We start from the raw sequence: 17528 nt of genomic DNA, 5'->3' as shown, positions 1-17528 counted from the left end.
AACAAGTTAGGCGGAAATTCTGCCCGTGGGAGTGGTGATGCGTGTAGTTGCGGGCGTTTTGGCGCTGGTGCTGGTGAGTTTTTCTGTAGCCGCGAATGAAAATAGCGCGCTGGGAAACAGTGCAGATGGGCAGGCTAAATCGGCAAGTTGTGCGGCTTGCCACGGCGCAAAAGGCAAAGCGGCTAATCCTGTCTACCCGAATCTGGCCGGGCAAAATGCGGATTATCTGGCCCTGTCGTTACATGCTTATAAGAAAGGCGAACGCAGCGGCGGGCAAGCGGGGGTGATGCAGGCCTTTACGGCATCACTTTCGGATCAGGACATCAATGATTTGGCTGCTTACTATGCAAGCCTGACGCCGCTGAAATAGTCGGGTATCAGAAATGCAAACGGGCAATCCTGAGATTGCCCGTTAGTTTGGCTGGTGGAAAGTTGCGCTATTCTGCGCTGACCACCACGGTGCCAATTTCCGGATGGCTAAAGCTCTCGATGTAATCCAGACGCAGATCGCGCTGCTCGCCGTTCACCTCGGCCACCAGATATTCAACTTTCTTACGCATCAACAGGTCATTGGCCTTCGCCTCAACGACTTCTCCGCTGCGCAGCTTCAGTGTCAACACCAGGTGACTCTGGCAGGCGAGCTCGAGATTATCGTAGTCATCGCAATTGATGGGTTGGTACTCATCATTCATTGACATAATCGCTCACCAATAAGTTAGCGGCGGCATAGGCCGCCTGGTCCCTAACGGAGGACGGAAGGTCAGCGTTTGCTGCCACTTCGTCCAATGCTTTCAATACACAGCCCAACGCATCGGGCACATATCCCAGATCGCCACTGGCAATCTCTGAATATTTACGGCGTACCAACTCACAGTATTGCTGCATAGGTTCTCCCTTAAAAGCGTATCCCTCTGAGGAAAGCGCAGAAAGATAAGCTCTCAGTATTTATCGACTATAGCACAGGAGAGTCTCAGTTATTAGCCAACCTATAAAGGTTTATCGTTTGCGCTGAAACGGTTATTCAGGATGACCTGCGGGGTTAAACTGGTCGCGACGTGACGCTTTCAAGTACACTGTGCGTCTATCATCAAGAGGTTTCCCATGGCGTTAAAAGCAACTATTTATAAAGCAGTGATCAATATCGCTGATATGGATCGCAATTTCTTTCACGACGCCAACCTGACACTGGCCCAGCATCCCTCAGAAACAGAACAACGTATGATGCTGCGTTTGCTCGCGTGGATTTACCATGCCGATGAGCGGCTGACCTTTACGCGCGGATTAAGCGCCGAAGATGAACCAGAAATCTGGCGTAAAAATGATCACAACGGAATCGAGTTGTGGGTTGAATTAGGTTTACCGGATGAGAAGCGTCTGAAAAGGGCGTGCAACCAGTCGCGTGAAGTGGTGCTTTACGCTTATGGTGAGCGGGCTGCGAGGGTCTGGTGGTCACAAATTGAAGGGAAAGTCAGAGGTTTTGAGAATCTTCGCATCCGTTATATTGACGATGAAATGCTGACTCAGCTCACGGCTTTCGGCAGCAGAACCATGGATTTACAGGCGACTTTACAGGACGGAACTATTTGGCTTTCCGATGCTCAGAGTAATTTAGAAATTCATTTTTCGGAATGGAAAGAGTCTGTCGTAAAAGAAGCAAGGTAATCAGCGTGTTCATCCTTTCGGGTAAACTGGAAATTCCAGACAGTGAAATAGAATTAACCGCGATCCGGGCTCAGGGTAACGGTGGTCAGAACGTCAATAAAACGTCAACGGCAATACATTTACGCTTTGATATTAAGGCATCAAGTTTGCCAGACTACTACAAAGAGCGGCTGCTGGCGTTTAATCATCACTCGGTGACGGCTGATGGTTGGGTTGTTATTAAGGCGCAGGAATACCGGAGCCAGGAACAAAACCGTGAAGCGGCAGTGGCCCGGCTGAGTTCCCTGATTGCACAGGCGATGGTGGTCGAAAAACCGCGTCGTGCAACCAAGCCGACCCGCGGGTCTAAAATTCGTCGGGTAGAGAGTAAAGTGCGTAAAGGGGCGACCAAAGCATTACGGGGCAAAGTTCTTTAGCCCGACATCGTGCCGCAGGACAATCTTTATCGCGGTACTAAGAAGAAAGAGCAGTAGGGGAGTGACTGTGAAAAAAATCATTATTACAGCGGTGCTTGCGCTCGGGGCGTTATCACTGTTCGGCTGCCATACCGCCGCCTATAATCAGGAAAAACCGTTGCAGGCAATGCAGCAAAGTTACAGCGGTGTTCTGCCTTGCGCTGATTGCGGCGGGCTGGAGACTTCATTGTTCCTGCAACAAGATGGTACGTACATTTTGCAGGAAGTTTATCAGGACACCAAAGACGGCAATCAAACGTTTGCCAGTTATGGCAACTGGGCGAGAACCGCGGATAAACTGGTCCTGACCGATGCGAAGGGTGAAAAACGCTATTTCCATCCGAAAGATGAAAATCTCGAAATGCTCGATACGAGTGGCGCACCGATTGTGTCTTCGCTCAATTACACGCTGAAACCGACTCAGCAGAGTTTACCGAAGACGCCAATAACCCTGACCGGCATGATGCAGTACAGTGCTGACGCGGCTTCCTTCAAAGACTGTGCGACCGGAAAAGTGTTCCCGATGTCAGCCAACAAATCGCTGGAAGAAGGGTATCTTGCCGCACGGCAGTCACCCAATCAGCTGGTGTTTGTGTCGATGGACGGGCATTTCATGACGGAACCGTCGATGGAAGAGGGGCAGATGCACAAGGCGGTCGTGGCGGATAAAAACGTAAAGTTTGATGTGACCAGGGCCTGCCCTTAAGCATCCGCCTTTGAGGCTGCTCCGCAAAAGAAAATGCCCGCACAATGCGGGCATTTTTATGCATGAACGATCTGCGTCAGATCCTTAACGCGGGATTTGGCTCAGCAGAGAGGCAACGATGTCGCTTTGCTTGATCATTTGTTTTTCGCCAGTGCGACGGTTTTTGTATTCCAGCTCTTCAGCGTCCAGATTACGATCGCCAATCACCACCTGATGCGGAACACCGATCAGTTCCATATCAGCAAACATGACGCCCGGACGCTCTTTACGATCGTCAAGGATCACATCAATGCCGTGTGAGCGCAGCTCTGCGTATAACGCTTCTGCCGCATCTTTCACACGGAAAGATTTGTGCATGTTCATTGGCAGGATAGCAACCTGGAATGGCGCGATGGCGTCTGGCCAGATGATACCGCGATCGTCGTGGTTCTGTTCGATAGCCGCTGCCACCACACGGGTCACACCGATACCGTAACATCCCATGGTCATCACCTGATTACGTCCATCTTCGCCCTGAACGGTCGCATTCATCGCTTCTGAATACTTGGTGCCCAGCTGGAAGATATGGCCGACTTCAATACCGCGTTTAATCACCAGCGTACCCTGACCATCCGGGCTTGGATCGCCTGCAACCACATTACGCAGATCAGCCACTTCTGGCAGCGCGGTATCGCGATCCCAGTTAATGCCGAAGTAATGTTTACCATCGATGTTTGCGCCTGCGCTGAAATCACTCATCGCAGCAACGGTGCGGTCTGCGACCACAGGCATTGGCAGGTTAACCGGGCCGAGTGAACCCGGTCCGGCAGAAACGATTTCGCGAATTTCAGCTTCGGTAGCGAAAGTCAGCGGTGTGGCAACCTGTGGCAGTTTTTCGGCTTTGATTTCGTTCAGTTCGTGATCGCCGCGGATCAGCAAGGCAATCAGTTTGTGCCCGCTCTCAGCTGTTGCGTGAACCATCAGGGTTTTCACGGTTTTCTCAACCGGAACCTGGAACTGTTCTGTCAGTTCAGCGATGGTTTTGGCATTTGGCGTGTCAACAATACGCATTTCTTCCGTGGCCGCCTGGCGTGCTGTAACGGGTGCCAGTGCTTCCGCGAACTCAATATTGGCTGCAAAATCAGAGGAGTCAGAGAATACCACGTCATCTTCGCCGCTTTGCGCCAGTACCTGGAACTCATGAGATGCGCTGCCGCCGATAGAACCGGTATCTGCCAGAACAGCGCGGAAATCCAGACCCATACGGTTGAAGATCTTGCTGTAGGCTGTGTACATCGCATCATACGTTTCCTGCAGAGATTCCTGCGTTGTATGGAACGAGTAGGCATCTTTCATCAGGAATTCACGCGAGCGCATCACGCCAAAGCGCGGACGAACTTCGTCACGGAATTTGGTCTGGATCTGGAAGAAGTTCAGCGGCAACTGTTTATATGAGCTGATTTCATTGCGGATCAGATCGGTAATAACTTCTTCGTGGGTTGGACCCAGTACAAAAGGACGATCGCCACGGTCAACAAAGCGCAATAATTCCGGGCCGTATTGTTCCCAACGTCCGCTCTCCTGCCACAAATCGGCGGGCTGAACCACCGGCATCGATACTTCGATGGCGTTCGCGTTATTCATTTCTTCGCGCACGATGTTTTCAACTTTACGCAGAACACGCAGGCCGGTTGGCAGCCAGGTATACAGGCCGGAAGCCAGTTTGCGGATCATCCCCGCACGCAGCATCAGCTGATGGCTGATGACTTCCGCGTCGGCTGGCGTCTCTTTCAGAGTAGAGAGCAGATATTGAGTAGTACGCATGATGTGTTGATTCCGTTAGCACTGCAAATTGCAATCAGGCTGCCACAGGCAGCCAAAACGTAAAAAAGTGGTTTAGTTTACCAGCGAGTTGCTGTTGTCAAAAGAGACGCAGAGGAAATTTAGTCGTTGCCGAGAGACAATACCTGATTCACCGAGCCCACAACCCGCCAGCGGACATTAAACTCGAGCAGGCGAACGGCGTAATCCCGTTCAGCTGCTTCACCCTTGCGGTAGGCCGGGCGAGGATCCTGGCCCAAAACCTGAGTGATGAAACGACGCAGATGGGGATACTTACGCACATTATCTGCCAGCTGCTTTTCAGCCTGCGGTGAAAATTCCACCGGCATATCCGCTTGCGGCGCGTGCTGAGCAAATCCCGCACGGGCTTCAGGATGGCTTTCTGCAAAGGGCAGGTAGGGCTTGATATCGACAACAGGGGTACCATCCACCAAATCCAGACTGCCAAGTTGCAAAATGACATGTTGCCCCTGGCAGTGGATCCCTTTGAGCTCAACGAGCGACATTCCCAGCGGATTCGGACGAAAGGTAGAACGTGTCGCAAATACGCCGGTGCGCGTATTGCCACCAAGACGAGGCGGGCGGACCGTCGGACGCCAGCCGCCATCCATTGTCTGATGAAACACAAACATCACCCAAAGATGGCTGAACTCTTCCAGCCCGCGAACCGCTTCAGGCTGGTTATACGGCGCGTGAAGGTGTAACTCACCGCCGCCATCCTGGATCAAACCAGGCTGGCGTGGGACTGCAAATTTCTCTTTGTAGGGCGAATGAATTGTCCCTATTTGCTCAAAAGAAAATGAGGTCATTTAAAGGTGACGTTCAACGCAGAGCCCTGACAAATCGCTTGCTGGAAGCAGCCTGGAACGCCACCGAGAATTTGGCACTGATGTAACAACACGGCATTTGCCTTCATGTACGAAGCGCGGGTCAGCATTCTTTTACGGGCTGTGGCCAGGCTCGGAGGCGAATCATTCTGGTCCGCCTGGCAAGATTCTCCAGAGACTTCGCCTAAATCGCGGAACGGTGTGCCGACCAGTGCTTCTGCATCTTTATACAGTTTCACAGGGGCCGGACGAACTGGAGCCGGTTTTGGTTTGACGGGTTTTGGCTCTTCTTTAACAACAGGTGCAATGGGTGTTGGCTGTGTGTGTTGAGTCAGGGAACAACCCGCCAGCAAAAGTGCCGACAAACAGAGAGGTAAAGCACGCATGGTAAATCCTCTGCTTTTTAATATGTTTACAGGAATGAATGTGGCGTTATTGAAGCAAGGTATTGAGGAAATAACAAGGCGGGCATATGCCCGCCTTGTACTTATTTCTGAAAAGAGTCTTTACATGATGAATGGCAGATAAATATGGCATTCATCACTGCCGGTATTTACCAGCCTTTGACGGCGCCGCCGTTGAAGATTTTGTTCGCCGCAGCGTTCACTTCATCAGACTGGTAAGCCTGAACGAATTTCTTCACGTTTTCAGCGTCTTTGTTATCTTCACGCGCAACGATCAGGTTTACGTACGGTGAATTTTTGTCTTCTACGAAGATACCGTCTTTTTCTGGTGTCAGACCAATCTGGCTGGCGTAAGTCGTGTTGATAACGGCCAGTGCGATTTTTGCATCATCCAGTGAACGTGGCAGCTGTGGTGCTTCCAGTTCAACCAGTTTCAGGTTTTTAGGGTTCTCAGTCACATCAAGAACGGTCGGCAGCAGGCCAACGCCGTCTTTCAGTTTAATCAGACCTTGTTTTTGCAGCAGCAGTAATGAACGGCCAAGGTTGGTCGGATCATTTGGCAGGGCAACCTGATCGCCTTCTTTCAGTTCATCAACAGATTTGATTTTTTTGGAATAGCCCGCGATTGGATAGACAAAGCTGTTACCGACGGGAACCAGTTTGTAGCCGCGGTCTTTGATCTGCTGATCAAGGTAAGGTTTGTGCTGGAAGGCATTAACGTCGATATCGCCTTTGCTCAGGGCTTCGTTCGGCAGGACGTAATCGTTGAATGTCACCAGTTCAACATCCAGACCGTATTTTTCTTTAGCAACTTTTTGTGCGACTTCAGCAACCTGCTGCTCAGAACCGACAATCACGCCCACTTTGATGTGGTTTGGATCCTGCTCTTTTGGCCCGCAGCCAACCAAAGCCAGCGATCCCAGAAGCGCGCCAACAACGGCAATGGATTTGAATTTATTAGACATTTCCTTTCCTCAATAAGCGGATAAAAATATACACAGGGTTATGTTTTACAGCTGTTTTTTCGTTATTTATGCGTGACTGCTTTTACGATGCGGTCGCCACAGAATTGAATTAAATACACCAAAACCACTAACAGAACCAATACCGTATTCATGACAGTGGCGTCATAACCGATATAACCGTACTGATAACCAATTTGTCCCAGACCGCCGGCACCCACAGCACCGCCCATCGCAGAATAACCAACCAGGGTGATCAGAGTAATAGTGGCCGCGTTAACCAGACCCGGCAAGGCTTCCGGCAACAGAATTTTACGGATGATTTGCATCGGTGTGGCGCCCATCGCGCGGGAGGCTTCAACCAGACCGCTTGGAATTTCCAGCAATGCGTTCTCAACCATGCGGGCAATAAAGGGAGCGGCGCCCACGGTCAGCGGAACAATGGCAGCCTGTAAACCGATCGAGGTGCCGACAATCATACGAGTGAACGGAATCATCCAGACCAGCAAGATAATAAAAGGAATAGAACGGAAAATGTTAACCAGCGCAGACATCACGCGATAGACGTTCTTATTCTCAGCAATTTGTCCCGGGCGGGTGACATACAGCAGCACGCCAAAAGGTAGCCCGAGTACAAACCCAAAGAAGCCGGAGGTGAGTGTCATGATGACCGTTTCCCAGATACCCCGCCCCATTAACCACATCATTGCCTCAGACATAACCGAGTACCTCTACTTTCACCTGATTCTCATGCAGGAACTGAATCGCCGCCTGAGTGTTTTCTTCTGAACCGTGCATTTCTGTCAGCATAATCCCGAACTTCACGCCGCCGGCATAATCCATCTGAGCACTGATAATATTATTGTTAATGTCAAAGCGACGAACTGCTTCTGAAAGCAGCGGTGCATCGACCGACTGGCCGGTGAATTCCAGCCGTAACAGCGGGACACGATCAGCTTCAGGTTCCGGCACCATGCGTATCGCGTAATCTTCCGGGATATCCAGATGGAGCGTTGATTGAATGAATTGCTGAGCCAGCGGAGTTTTAGGGTGGGAGAACATCTCGCTCACCTTGTCCTGCTCGATCAGTTTGCCATCGCTTATCACTGCAACCTGGTCGCAAATGCGTTTCACGACATCCATCTCATGGGTAATCAGCAGGATGGTTAAACCCAGACGGCGGTTAATGTCTTTCAGCAGTTCCAGGATGGCGCGGGTCGTCGCCGGGTCCAGTGCACTTGTTGCTTCATCACACAGTAACACTTTGGGATTGCTGGCCAGCGCACGGGCGATGGCGACACGTTGTTTTTGCCCACCGGAAAGATTGGCCGGGTAGGCGTCATGCTTATCTTCCAGACCCACCAGACTCAGCAGCTCAGAGACGCGCTTTTTGATGTCCGCTGAAGACAAATTGTCCAGTTCCAGTGGCAGTGCAACATTGCCAAAAACGGTACGTGACGACAACAGATTAAAGTGCTGAAAAATCATGCCAATCTGGCGGCGCGCACGGGTCAGTGCTTTCTCTGAGAAGGACATCAGATCCTGGCCATCGACCAGTACCTTGCCTTCGGTCGGACGCTCCAGCAAATTGACGCAGCGGATTAATGTGCTTTTACCCGCGCCAGATGAGCCGATCACGCCGTATATTTGTCCTGCAGGGACGTGAAGACTCACGTCAGAGAGCGCGACGATTTGGCGCGAACCCTGCTGGAAAACCTTGGTGATGTTTGAAAGTTTAATCATATTATTTTTTATTCTGTCTTTTTGACGTGACGTGGTGAAATTAACTCTGCGGGGATAAGCCCGTAGCATGTCGTGGATGCTAAGGCGTCTAGACGTCTAAGTCAACCAGGTTAACATTCTCACTGACCCGTAAAACATGCGATACTGACGCCGTTAATCAGCCATCAGGAGCAAATTCGTGGCACAACCTGTTTCAGCAATCTTTCTCGACCGTGATGGCACGTTGAATGTCGATCACGGCTATGTTCATGAAATCGATGACTTCCAGTTTATCGACGGTGTCATCGATGCGTGTCTTAAACTTAAGGAAATGGGCTTCTTGCTCGTACTCGTCACTAATCAATCGGGTATTGCACGCGGCAAGTTCACTGAAGAACAGTTTATGACACTGACGGAGTGGATGGACTGGTCACTGGCCGACCGCGGTGTCGACCTTGATGGGATCTATTTCTGCCCGCATCACCCGGAAGGTTCCGTTAAAGAGTTTACGCAGGTTTGCGACTGCCGTAAGCCATTACCTGGGATGTTCTTAACTGCCCGGGAAGAGCTAAATATCGATATGGCTTCTTCTTATATGATCGGAGACAAGCTTGAGGATATGCAGGCAGCCGCTGCTGCAGGCGTGGGCACTAAAATTTTGGTTCGTACCGGCAAGGCCGTTACACCAGAAAGTGAAAGTGCAGCAGACGCTGTATTGGAAAGCCTTGCTGCATTGCCTTCCTTTATAGCAAAAGCGCAGAAATAAGGGTCTTTGGATAAAAAAACGGCAAACGAAATAAAACTGTATTTATTCGCTTGCCATTCAAATCGAACTCCCTATAATGCCGCTCCATCGACAGGGAACAACGTGAACAACATCACGAAGTAACCGGGTCGGAAAGATTAAAAGCAGTGATGACCGGATGACATAAACGGTTGACACTGAATGAGGAAAGCGTAATATACGCCACCTCGAGTTAGCAAGCGAAAGCGCGTAACTCACTGCTCTTTAACAATTTATCAGACAATCTGTGTGGGCACTCACAAGACGATATCAGCCACCTCGGTGGCAAAAAATATCAAGTCTTAAAGAGTGACCAAGCAGTAATTCATTTTAGTGAATTATTACGAAAGTTAATTTTTGAGCACCGCTTAACTTGTTTAAGCAAATCGAACTTTTAATTGAAGAGTTTGATCATGGCTCAGATTGAACGCTGGCGGCAGGCCTAACACATGCAAGTCGAGCGGTAGCACAGGAGAGCTTGCTCTCTGGGTGACGAGCGGCGGACGGGTGAGTAATGTCTGGGAAACTGCCTGATGGAGGGGGATAACTACTGGAAACGGTAGCTAATACCGCATGACCTCGCAAGAGCAAAGTGGGGGACCTTCGGGCCTCACGCCATCGGATGTGCCCAGATGGGATTAGCTAGTAGGTGGGGTAATGGCTCACCTAGGCGACGATCCCTAGCTGGTCTGAGAGGATGACCAGCCACACTGGAACTGAGACACGGTCCAGACTCCTACGGGAGGCAGCAGTGGGGAATATTGCACAATGGGCGCAAGCCTGATGCAGCCATGCCGCGTGTGTGAAGAAGGCCTTAGGGTTGTAAAGCACTTTCAGCGAGGAGGAAGGGTTCAGTGTTAATAGCACTGAGCATTGACGTTACTCGCAGAAGAAGCACCGGCTAACTCCGTGCCAGCAGCCGCGGTAATACGGAGGGTGCAAGCGTTAATCGGAATTACTGGGCGTAAAGCGCACGCAGGCGGTTTGTTAAGTCAGATGTGAAATCCCCGAGCTTAACTTGGGAACTGCATTTGAAACTGGCAAGCTAGAGTCTTGTAGAGGGGGGTAGAATTCCAGGTGTAGCGGTGAAATGCGTAGAGATCTGGAGGAATACCGGTGGCGAAGGCGGCCCCCTGGACAAAGACTGACGCTCAGGTGCGAAAGCGTGGGGAGCAAACAGGATTAGATACCCTGGTAGTCCACGCTGTAAACGATGTCGACTTGGAGGTTGTGCCCTTGAGGCGTGGCTTCCGGAGCTAACGCGTTAAGTCGACCGCCTGGGGAGTACGGCCGCAAGGTTAAAACTCAAATGAATTGACGGGGGCCCGCACAAGCGGTGGAGCATGTGGTTTAATTCGATGCAACGCGAAGAACCTTACCTACTCTTGACATCCAGAGAATTCGCTAGAGATAGCTTAGTGCCTTCGGGAACTCTGAGACAGGTGCTGCATGGCTGTCGTCAGCTCGTGTTGTGAAATGTTGGGTTAAGTCCCGCAACGAGCGCAACCCTTATCCTTTGTTGCCAGCGAGTAATGTCGGGAACTCAAAGGAGACTGCCGGTGATAAACCGGAGGAAGGTGGGGATGACGTCAAGTCATCATGGCCCTTACGAGTAGGGCTACACACGTGCTACAATGGCATATACAAAGAGAAGCAAACTCGCGAGAGCAAGCGGACCTCATAAAGTATGTCGTAGTCCGGATTGGAGTCTGCAACTCGACTCCATGAAGTCGGAATCGCTAGTAATCGTAGATCAGAATGCTACGGTGAATACGTTCCCGGGCCTTGTACACACCGCCCGTCACACCATGGGAGTGGGTTGCAAAAGAAGTAGGTAGCTTAACCTTCGGGAGGGCGCTTACCACTTTGTGATTCATGACTGGGGTGAAGTCGTAACAAGGTAACCGTAGGGGAACCTGCGGTTGGATCACCTCCTTACCTAAAGATACGCATTGTGCAGTGTCCACACAGATTGTCTGATGAAATTAATGAGCAAGAGCACCTGTTGATGCGGTAAGGGCAACCTTACGCTGATGCGAAAAGTGCCAAACCACGGTGTGGTCTGGTGCGGATTTTTCGTGTCCCCATCGTCTAGAGGCCTAGGACACTGCCCTTTCACGGCTGTAACAGGGGTTCGAATCCCCTTGGGGACGCCACTCCGATAATGTGTGAAAGACATTATCACCGAATATCTTAAAGATGACTTTAACGAGTCGTGTTTAAGATATTGCTCTTTAACAATCTGGAACAAGCTGAAAATTGAAAGTTTACAGCTGAACATCACTCTCCGTAGAAGTACTGAGTGGTGGATTAGTCTGTAACAGAGTCTCTCAAATAATCGCAGCGCGACGATGTCTTTAAGACACCTTCGGGTTGTGAGGTTAAGCGACTAAGCGTACACGGTGGATGCCTAGGCAGTCAGAGGCGATGAAGGGCGTGCTAATCTGCGAAAAGCGTCGGTAAGGTGATATGAACCGTTATAACCGACGATACCCGAATGGGGAAACCCAGTGTGTTTCGACACACTATTGCATGGTGAATACATAGCCATGCAAGGCGAACCGGGGGAACTGAAACATCTAAGTACCCCGAGGAAAAGAAATCAACCGAGATTCCCCCAGTAGCGGCGAGCGAACGGGGAAGAGCCCAGAACCAACATCAGCGTATGTGTTAGTGGAAGCGTCTGGAAAGTCGCACAGTATAGGGTGATAGTCCCGTACACAAAAATGCATACACTGTGAGTTCGATGAGTAGGGCGGGACACGTGACATCCTGTCTGAATATGGGGGGACCATCCTCCAAGGCTAAATACTCCTGACTGACCGATAGTGAACCAGTACCGTGAGGGAAAGGCGAAAAGAACCCCGGCGAGGGGAGTGAAATAGAACCTGAAACCGTGTACGTACAAGCAGTGGGAGCCTACTTTGTTGGGTGACTGCGTACCTTTTGTATAATGGGTCAGCGACTTATATTTTGTAGCAAGGTTAACCGTATAGGGGAGCCGTAGGGAAACCGAGTCTTAACTGGGCGTCAAGTTGCAAGGTATAGACCCGAAACCCGGTGATCTAGCCATGGGCAGGTTGAAGGTTGGGTAACACTAACTGGAGGACCGAACCGACTAATGTTGAAAAATTAGCGGATGACTTGTGGCTGGGGGTGAAAGGCCAATCAAACCGGGAGATAGCTGGTTCTCCCCGAAAGCTATTTAGGTAGCGCCTCGTGAACTCATCTTCGGGGGTAGAGCACTGTTTCGACTAGGGGGCCATCCCGGCTTACCAACTCGATGCAAACTACGAATACCGAAGAATGTTATCACGGGAGACACACGGCGGGTGCTAACGTCCGTCGTGAAGAGGGAAACAACCCAGACCGCCAGCTAAGGTCCCAAAGTCATGGTTAAGTGGGAAACGATGTGGGAAGGCATAGACAGCCAGGATGTTGGCTTAGAAGCAGCCATCATTTAAAGAAAGCGTAATAGCTCACTGGTCGAGTCGGCCTGCGCGGAAGATGTAACGGGGCTAAACCATGCACCGAAGCTGCGGCAGCGACGCTTAGGCGTTGTTGGGTAGGGGAGCGTTCTGTAAGCCGTCGAAGGTGACCTGTGAGGGTTGCTGGAGGTATCAGAAGTGCGAATGCTGACATAAGTAACGATAATGCGGGTGAAAAACCCGCACGCCGGAAGACCAAGGGTTCCTGTCCAACGTTAATCGGGGCAGGGTGAGTCGACCCCTAAGGCGAGGCTGAAAAGCGTAGTCGATGGGAAGCTGGTTAATATTCCAGCACTTGGTGTTACTGCGAAGGGGGGACGGAGAAGGCTAGGCTAGCCGGGCGACGGTTGTCCCGGTTCAAGCGTGTAGGGGGTGTGACTTGGTAAATCCGGTTGCATACTAACCCTGAGGCGTGATAACGAGCCACTACGGTGGTGAAGTAGTTGATGCCATGCTTCCAGGAAAAGCCTCTAAGCTCCAGGTAACACGAAATCGTACCCCAAACCGACACAGGTGGTCAGGTAGAGAATACTCAGGCGCTTGAGAGAACTCGGGTGAAGGAACTAGGCAAAATGGTGCCGTAACTTCGGGAGAAGGCACGCTGGCGCGTAGGTGAAGGGACTTGCTCCCGGAGCTGAAGCCAGTCGCAGATACCAGCTGGCTGCAACTGTTTAATAAAAACACAGCACTGTGCAAACACGAAAGTGGACGTATACGGTGTGACGCCTGCCCGGTGCCGGAAGGTTAATTGATGGGGTTAGCAGCAATGCGAAGCTCTTGATCGAAGCCCCGGTAAACGGCGGCCGTAACTATAACGGTCCTAAGGTAGCGAAATTCCTTGTCGGGTAAGTTCCGACCTGCACGAATGGCGTAATGATGGCCAGGCTGTCTCCACCCGAGACTCAGTGAAATTGAACTCGCTGTGAAGATGCAGTGTACCCGCGGCAAGACGGAAAGACCCCGTGAACCTTTACTATAGCTTGACACTGAACATTGAGCCTTGATGTGTAGGATAGGTGGGAGGCTTTGAAGCGTGGACGCCAGTCTGCGTGGAGCCAACCTTGAAATACCACCCTTTAATGTTTGATGTTCTAACTCGGCCCCGTAATCCGGGGTGAGGACAGTGTCTGGTGGGTAGTTTGACTGGGGCGGTCTCCTCCTAAAGAGTAACGGAGGAGCACGAAGGTTAGCTAATCACGGTCGGACATCGTGAGGTTAGTGCAATGGCATAAGCTAGCTTGACTGCGAGAGTGACGGCTCGAGCAGGTACGAAAGTAGGTCATAGTGATCCGGTGGTTCTGAATGGAAGGGCCATCGCTCAACGGATAAAAGGTACTCCGGGGATAACAGGCTGATACCGCCCAAGAGTTCATATCGACGGCGGTGTTTGGCACCTCGATGTCGGCTCATCACATCCTGGGGCTGAAGTAGGTCCCAAGGGTACGGCTGTTCGCCGTTTAAAGTGGTACGCGAGCTGGGTTTAGAACGTCGTGAGACAGTTCGGTCCCTATCTGCCGTGGGCGTTGGAAGATTGAGAGGGGCTGCTCCTAGTACGAGAGGACCGGAGTGGACGCATCACTGGTGTTCGGGTTGTCATGCCAATGGCATTGCCCGGTAGCTAAATGCGGAAAAGATAAGCGCTGAAAGCATCTAAGCGCGAAACTTGCCTCGAGATGAGTCTTCCCTGTGGCTTTAAGCCACCTGAAGGGACGTTTAAGACTAAGACGTTGATAGGCTGGGTGTGTAAGTGCAGCGATGCATTGAGCTAACCAGTACTAATGACCCGAGAGGCTTAACCTTACAACACCAAAGGTGTTTTTAGAGTGGCTCTGAAGTAGATTTTCAGCTGAATGTTCCGAGATTGGTTCGTAGTGCAAGCCTGAGTTAAGGTGCGCGTTATGAATGAAACAGAATTTGCCTGGCGGCAGTAGCGCGGTGGTCCCACCTGACCCCATGCCGAACTCAGAAGTGAAACGCCGTAGCGCCGATGGTAGTGTGGGGTCTCCCCATGCGAGAGTAGGGAACTGCCAGGCATCAAATTAGTTCCTTTTCCCCTGACAAGGAAAATAACAGGAACAAACGCGCATCAGACGATTTCTGATGGGTGTGAAAGAACCGGTGGAGCGGTAGTTCAGTTGGTTAGAATACCTGCCTGTCACGCAGGGGGTCGCGGGTTCGAGCCCCGTCCGTTCCGCCACTTATTGCATAGACCCTGAATCGAAAGATTCAGGGTTTTTTTGCGTCTGCTTTCAGCAGGTTGTGCACATTTTGCTCGGAAATTTTAAGCTCGTATGCGCTTTTTAACCAATACTGACCTTAAACGTTTATTAAGATAACCTCTGCGATTTATCTGATGCGGGAGTTAAGTGAAATTTAATATCAGTTTTGGCTAATAAACACTAAAAGAATAATAACCAATCCCGTTTATGTTTTGTTTGAGAAATACCCGTGGTATTTTCTATATTAATGAACATGCTCAGTTTATTAAAACTGATATTAAATGCTAATATTTCTTACGTTTTAAAATATAAACCAAAATAAATTTAGCGATGACGATTTCATAGATTGCGGATGCCATCCTCAGTCAAATGTCATAGAATCTTAACCCGGCAAATTTATTAAGATAAGTCACCATGAAATTCTCACTGGATATACTTCACTGGCAGGCTCTCGCTCCGGGAAAAGACAGTTGTGAACATTGGATCCAGTGGGCTAATCAGTCTGATATTGTTCACTTTTCCGGTGAACATCCCAAGACGCCGCAGATCCCGATGATGGCTGCACGGCGTATGAGTATCGGAAGTCGATTTGCCGTTGAAACGGGCCTTTCGTTACTCGCTGCGCATGATATCGATGCGGCTATTTTTACCAGCCGTCATGGTGAGCTTGAGCGCTCAGGGCGAATTCTGAATGCCCTGGCCGAAAATCTCCCTACTTCGCCGACTGAATTCTCAATGTCAGTGCATAATACTGCCGCTGGCTGGCTGACCATTATCAGTAAAAACCCGCTGCCTGTGACGTCATTAGCGGCAGGCGGCAATAGTTTTCAGCAAGGAATAATCGAAGCGCAATCAATGCTGGCTGGCGGGGCCGCGCGTGTCATGTTGATCGACTTTGACGGTGAAATACCTGCTATTTATGACAAATCGGTAAATTCTGAGTTTTTACCTTATGCTGTAGGAATATTAATAGCCGCTGGTGATGGCTGGCAATGTAGTGACATACTTTCCACGGGCAATGACTGTGTGCAGAACGTTCCTCAGAGTCTGCAATTCTTGCGCGGTTATCTCACTTCGTCTCCTTCCTTTGATGTTGATATGAATAATGGCCGACGCTGGCACTGGAAGCATAATTTGTGAGAAGAGTCTCTGGGTTGCCCTATGATGCGTTTTGTCTTGTGAACCGGCTGTGGCGATGGGGGGTAACAGGCCTCTTTTTTGCGCTTTTCGGAATCGGCGGACTGCTGCTTTCAATCATATGGTTTAACCTGTTGCGGCTGGTCATTCGTCAGCCTGAAACTTTGCACCGTATGACGCTGAACAGTATCCGTAACAGCTTCCGTTTTTTCCTGGGTGGATTGCGGCTATTTGGAGTGATGGATTTTTGCTTCATCGGTGATGAGAAGTTTAAGCAGGATGCTGGCTGTCTGGTCGTGGCTAACCATCCAAGCCTTCTCGACTATGTGATCCTTGCGTCGCGAATGCCGCGCTGTGATTGCATCGTCAAGCAGGCTTTATTACAGAACCCGTTTTTGCGCGGCGTGATTAAAGCGGCAGGGTATCTGGTGAATGCCGGTTCGGAAACATTACTGCTTGCCTGTGAAGCCCGCTTGCAAGCCGGTGGAACCCTGCTGATTTTCCCGGAAGGCACGCGCTCTTTGCCAGGCCAGGAAATGACCTTGCAACGCGGGGCCGCAAATATTGCGGTGAGGGCGGGTTGTGATGTGCGGATTGTCCATATCTCCTGTCAGCCTCCGATGCTGACCAAGCAGGGGAAGTGGTATCAAATTCCGCGGGTCAAACCTCAATTTATTATTACGGTTGCCGATAAAGTTAACGTTATCGATTTTATGGATGACCATGATCTTTCGCCAGCGTTGGCAGCAAGACGCCTGACACAGCATTTACGCACCGAGCTGATGCGCAGCAATATTCAAAATAACGAGAAATAAGTCATGGATCCATTAAGCCACGAGATAAAAGAACTTATCATCACCACCCTCAATCTTGAGGGTATGACGCCTGATGAGATAGAGACTGAGGCGCCACTTTTCGGTGATGGTTTAGGACTAGACTCTATTGATGCCCTTGAATTAGGTTTGGCTTTCAAAAAGCAATACGGCGTGACCCTTTCGGCAGAAAGCCAGGAAATGCGTGAGCATTTTTATTCTGTTGAAACCCTCGCCCGATTTATATCAGTGCAGCGTGGTTAAAGAGATTCCTATGCAGAAGCAAGAAATTTACAATCAAATTAGCGAGTTATTAATCAAGCTGTTTGAAGTGGATGAAAGTGATATCAAACCAGATGCAAAATTATATGAAGATCTGGAATTAGACAGCATTGATGCTGTGGATTTGGTTGTTCATTTGCAGAAGACCACCGGGCGAAAGATTAAACCTGAAATGTTTAAATCGGTGCGCACCGTTCAGGATGTTGTGGATGCCATTGATGAATTACTTAACACCCCCGCGCAGTAA

At 50.3% G+C, this 17528-nt stretch carries 18 protein-coding genes, 2 tRNA genes and 3 rRNA genes; 15 read left to right on the top strand and 8 right to left on the bottom strand.

The genetic code is table 11. From position 1 onward, the window contains the following. Positions 1–37 precede the first annotated feature (37 nt). Entirely contained in the window at positions 38–370 is a 333-nt protein-coding gene (locus tag ACQZQY_RS21540; protein ID WP_056781705.1) for a c-type cytochrome, read from the top strand. Between the two features lie 67 nt (positions 371–437). On the opposite strand, the gene rof is transcribed toward ACQZQY_RS21540, so the two are convergent. Beyond that, on the bottom strand, positions 438–698 hold the full coding sequence (gene rof / locus ACQZQY_RS21535; protein ID WP_056781703.1) for a Rho-binding antiterminator: 261 nt from the start codon (positions 696–698) through the stop codon (positions 438–440). Next, on the bottom strand, positions 685–885 hold the full coding sequence (locus tag ACQZQY_RS21530) for a YaeP family protein (RefSeq protein ID WP_056781700.1): 201 nt from the start codon (positions 883–885) through the stop codon (positions 685–687). Before ACQZQY_RS21530 ends, rof begins: the two co-directional genes overlap by 14 nt. 216 nt (positions 886–1101) lie before the next feature. Between ACQZQY_RS21530 and ACQZQY_RS21525 the strand changes: the two genes are divergently transcribed. The 3 genes from ACQZQY_RS21525 to nlpE all read left to right on the top strand — a co-directional run bounded on the left by ACQZQY_RS21525 (position 1102) and on the right by nlpE (position 2823). After that, positions 1102–1662: a YaeQ family protein gene (locus ACQZQY_RS21525; RefSeq protein WP_056781698.1), complete on the top strand. Its 561-nt coding sequence runs from the start codon at positions 1102–1104 to the stop codon at positions 1660–1662. Further along, positions 1629–2078: an alternative ribosome rescue aminoacyl-tRNA hydrolase ArfB gene (arfB, locus tag ACQZQY_RS21520; protein ID WP_221298277.1), complete on the top strand. Its 450-nt coding sequence runs from the start codon at positions 1629–1631 to the stop codon at positions 2076–2078. Before ACQZQY_RS21525 ends, arfB begins: the two co-directional genes overlap by 34 nt. Before the next feature lie 67 nt (positions 2079–2145). Further along, positions 2146–2823 (top strand): envelope stress response activation lipoprotein NlpE, encoded by a 678-nt coding sequence (gene nlpE / locus ACQZQY_RS21515; RefSeq protein WP_431296389.1) that lies wholly within the window; start codon positions 2146–2148, stop codon positions 2821–2823. A gap of 84 nt (positions 2824–2907) precedes the next feature. Here the strand turns inward: nlpE and proS are convergent, their stop codons facing one another. The 3 genes from proS to rcsF all read right to left on the bottom strand — a co-directional run bounded on the left by proS (position 2908) and on the right by rcsF (position 5857). Beyond that, positions 2908–4626, bottom strand: coding sequence for a proline--tRNA ligase (proS, locus tag ACQZQY_RS21510; RefSeq protein WP_431296388.1), 1719 nt, complete (start codon positions 4624–4626; stop codon positions 2908–2910). A 119-nt stretch (positions 4627–4745) separates the two neighbouring features. Then, the gene (gene tsaA, locus ACQZQY_RS21505; protein WP_136377187.1) at positions 4746–5453 is read right to left on the bottom strand and encodes a tRNA (N6-threonylcarbamoyladenosine(37)-N6)-methyltransferase TrmO; all 708 of its coding nucleotides are present in this window, start codon (positions 5451–5453) and stop codon (positions 4746–4748) included. Then, positions 5450–5857, bottom strand: a complete 408-nt coding sequence (gene rcsF / locus ACQZQY_RS21500; RefSeq protein ID WP_056781689.1) for an Rcs stress response system protein RcsF — start codon at positions 5855–5857, stop codon at positions 5450–5452. The genes tsaA and rcsF overlap by 4 nt, the downstream gene beginning before the upstream one ends. Between rcsF and ACQZQY_RS21495 the strand changes: the two genes are divergently transcribed. Beyond that, positions 5856–5999: a hypothetical protein gene (locus ACQZQY_RS21495; protein ID WP_156362057.1), complete on the top strand. Its 144-nt coding sequence runs from the start codon at positions 5856–5858 to the stop codon at positions 5997–5999. The two genes, rcsF and ACQZQY_RS21495, sit on opposite strands and share 2 nt — an antisense overlap. A 25-nt stretch (positions 6000–6024) precedes the next feature. On the opposite strand, the gene ACQZQY_RS21490 is transcribed toward ACQZQY_RS21495, so the two are convergent. The 3 genes from ACQZQY_RS21490 to metN all read right to left on the bottom strand — a co-directional run bounded on the left by ACQZQY_RS21490 (position 6025) and on the right by metN (position 8580). Further along, positions 6025–6840: a MetQ/NlpA family lipoprotein gene (locus ACQZQY_RS21490; protein ID WP_056781686.1), complete on the bottom strand. Its 816-nt coding sequence runs from the start codon at positions 6838–6840 to the stop codon at positions 6025–6027. Between the two features lie 62 nt (positions 6841–6902). Next, positions 6903–7556, bottom strand: coding sequence for a methionine ABC transporter permease MetI (locus ACQZQY_RS21485; RefSeq protein WP_015696115.1), 654 nt, complete (start codon positions 7554–7556; stop codon positions 6903–6905). Further along, entirely contained in the window at positions 7549–8580 is a 1032-nt protein-coding gene (gene metN, locus ACQZQY_RS21480; protein ID WP_431296387.1) for a methionine ABC transporter ATP-binding protein MetN, read from the bottom strand. The genes ACQZQY_RS21485 and metN overlap by 8 nt, the downstream gene beginning before the upstream one ends. 178 nt (positions 8581–8758) lie before the next feature. Between metN and gmhB the strand changes: the two genes are divergently transcribed. The 10 genes from gmhB (at position 8759) to ACQZQY_RS21430 (ending at position 17528) form a co-directional block, all read left to right on the top strand. Then, complete coding sequence (gene gmhB / locus ACQZQY_RS21475; protein WP_431296386.1) at positions 8759–9325, top strand: D-glycero-beta-D-manno-heptose 1,7-bisphosphate 7-phosphatase; 567 nt, start codon at positions 8759–8761, stop codon at positions 9323–9325. 413 nt (positions 9326–9738) lie between these two features. Beyond that, a 16S ribosomal RNA gene (locus tag ACQZQY_RS21470) occupies positions 9739–11281 on the top strand. Between the two features lie 142 nt (positions 11282–11423). Next, positions 11424–11499 (top strand) — tRNA-Glu (locus tag ACQZQY_RS21465). A gap of 223 nt (positions 11500–11722) precedes the next feature. After that, positions 11723–14631, top strand: a 23S ribosomal RNA gene (locus ACQZQY_RS21460). Between the two features lie 117 nt (positions 14632–14748). Continuing rightward, positions 14749–14864: ribosomal RNA gene (gene rrf / locus ACQZQY_RS21455) — 5S ribosomal RNA — on the top strand. The 16S, 23S and 5S rRNA genes sit together here with 2 tRNA genes alongside, the layout of an rRNA operon. Before the next feature lie 87 nt (positions 14865–14951). After that, positions 14952–15028: transfer RNA gene (locus tag ACQZQY_RS21450), tRNA-Asp, on the top strand. Positions 15029–15464: 436 nt separating this feature from the next. Beyond that, a complete protein-coding gene (locus tag ACQZQY_RS21445; RefSeq protein WP_431296385.1) occupies positions 15465–16190 on the top strand; it encodes a beta-ketoacyl synthase chain length factor in 726 nt (241 codons plus the stop codon). Next, positions 16187–17002, top strand: coding sequence for a lysophospholipid acyltransferase family protein (locus ACQZQY_RS21440; RefSeq protein WP_431296384.1), 816 nt, complete (start codon positions 16187–16189; stop codon positions 17000–17002). The genes ACQZQY_RS21445 and ACQZQY_RS21440 overlap by 4 nt, the downstream gene beginning before the upstream one ends. Positions 17003–17005: 3 nt before the next feature. Then, entirely contained in the window at positions 17006–17263 is a 258-nt protein-coding gene (locus tag ACQZQY_RS21435) for a phosphopantetheine-binding protein (RefSeq protein ID WP_056781640.1), read from the top strand. Positions 17264–17273: 10 nt separating this feature from the next. Next, on the top strand, positions 17274–17528 hold the full coding sequence (locus tag ACQZQY_RS21430) for an acyl carrier protein (RefSeq protein WP_122097331.1): 255 nt from the start codon (positions 17274–17276) through the stop codon (positions 17526–17528).

The organism is Rahnella sp. PAMC25559 (assembly GCF_050632365.1).
Taxonomy (GTDB): domain Bacteria; phylum Pseudomonadota; class Gammaproteobacteria; order Enterobacterales; family Enterobacteriaceae; genus Rahnella; species Rahnella rivi.
Note: the sequence above shows the minus strand (reverse complement) of the source record. Positions and strands in the feature narration are given on the sequence as shown.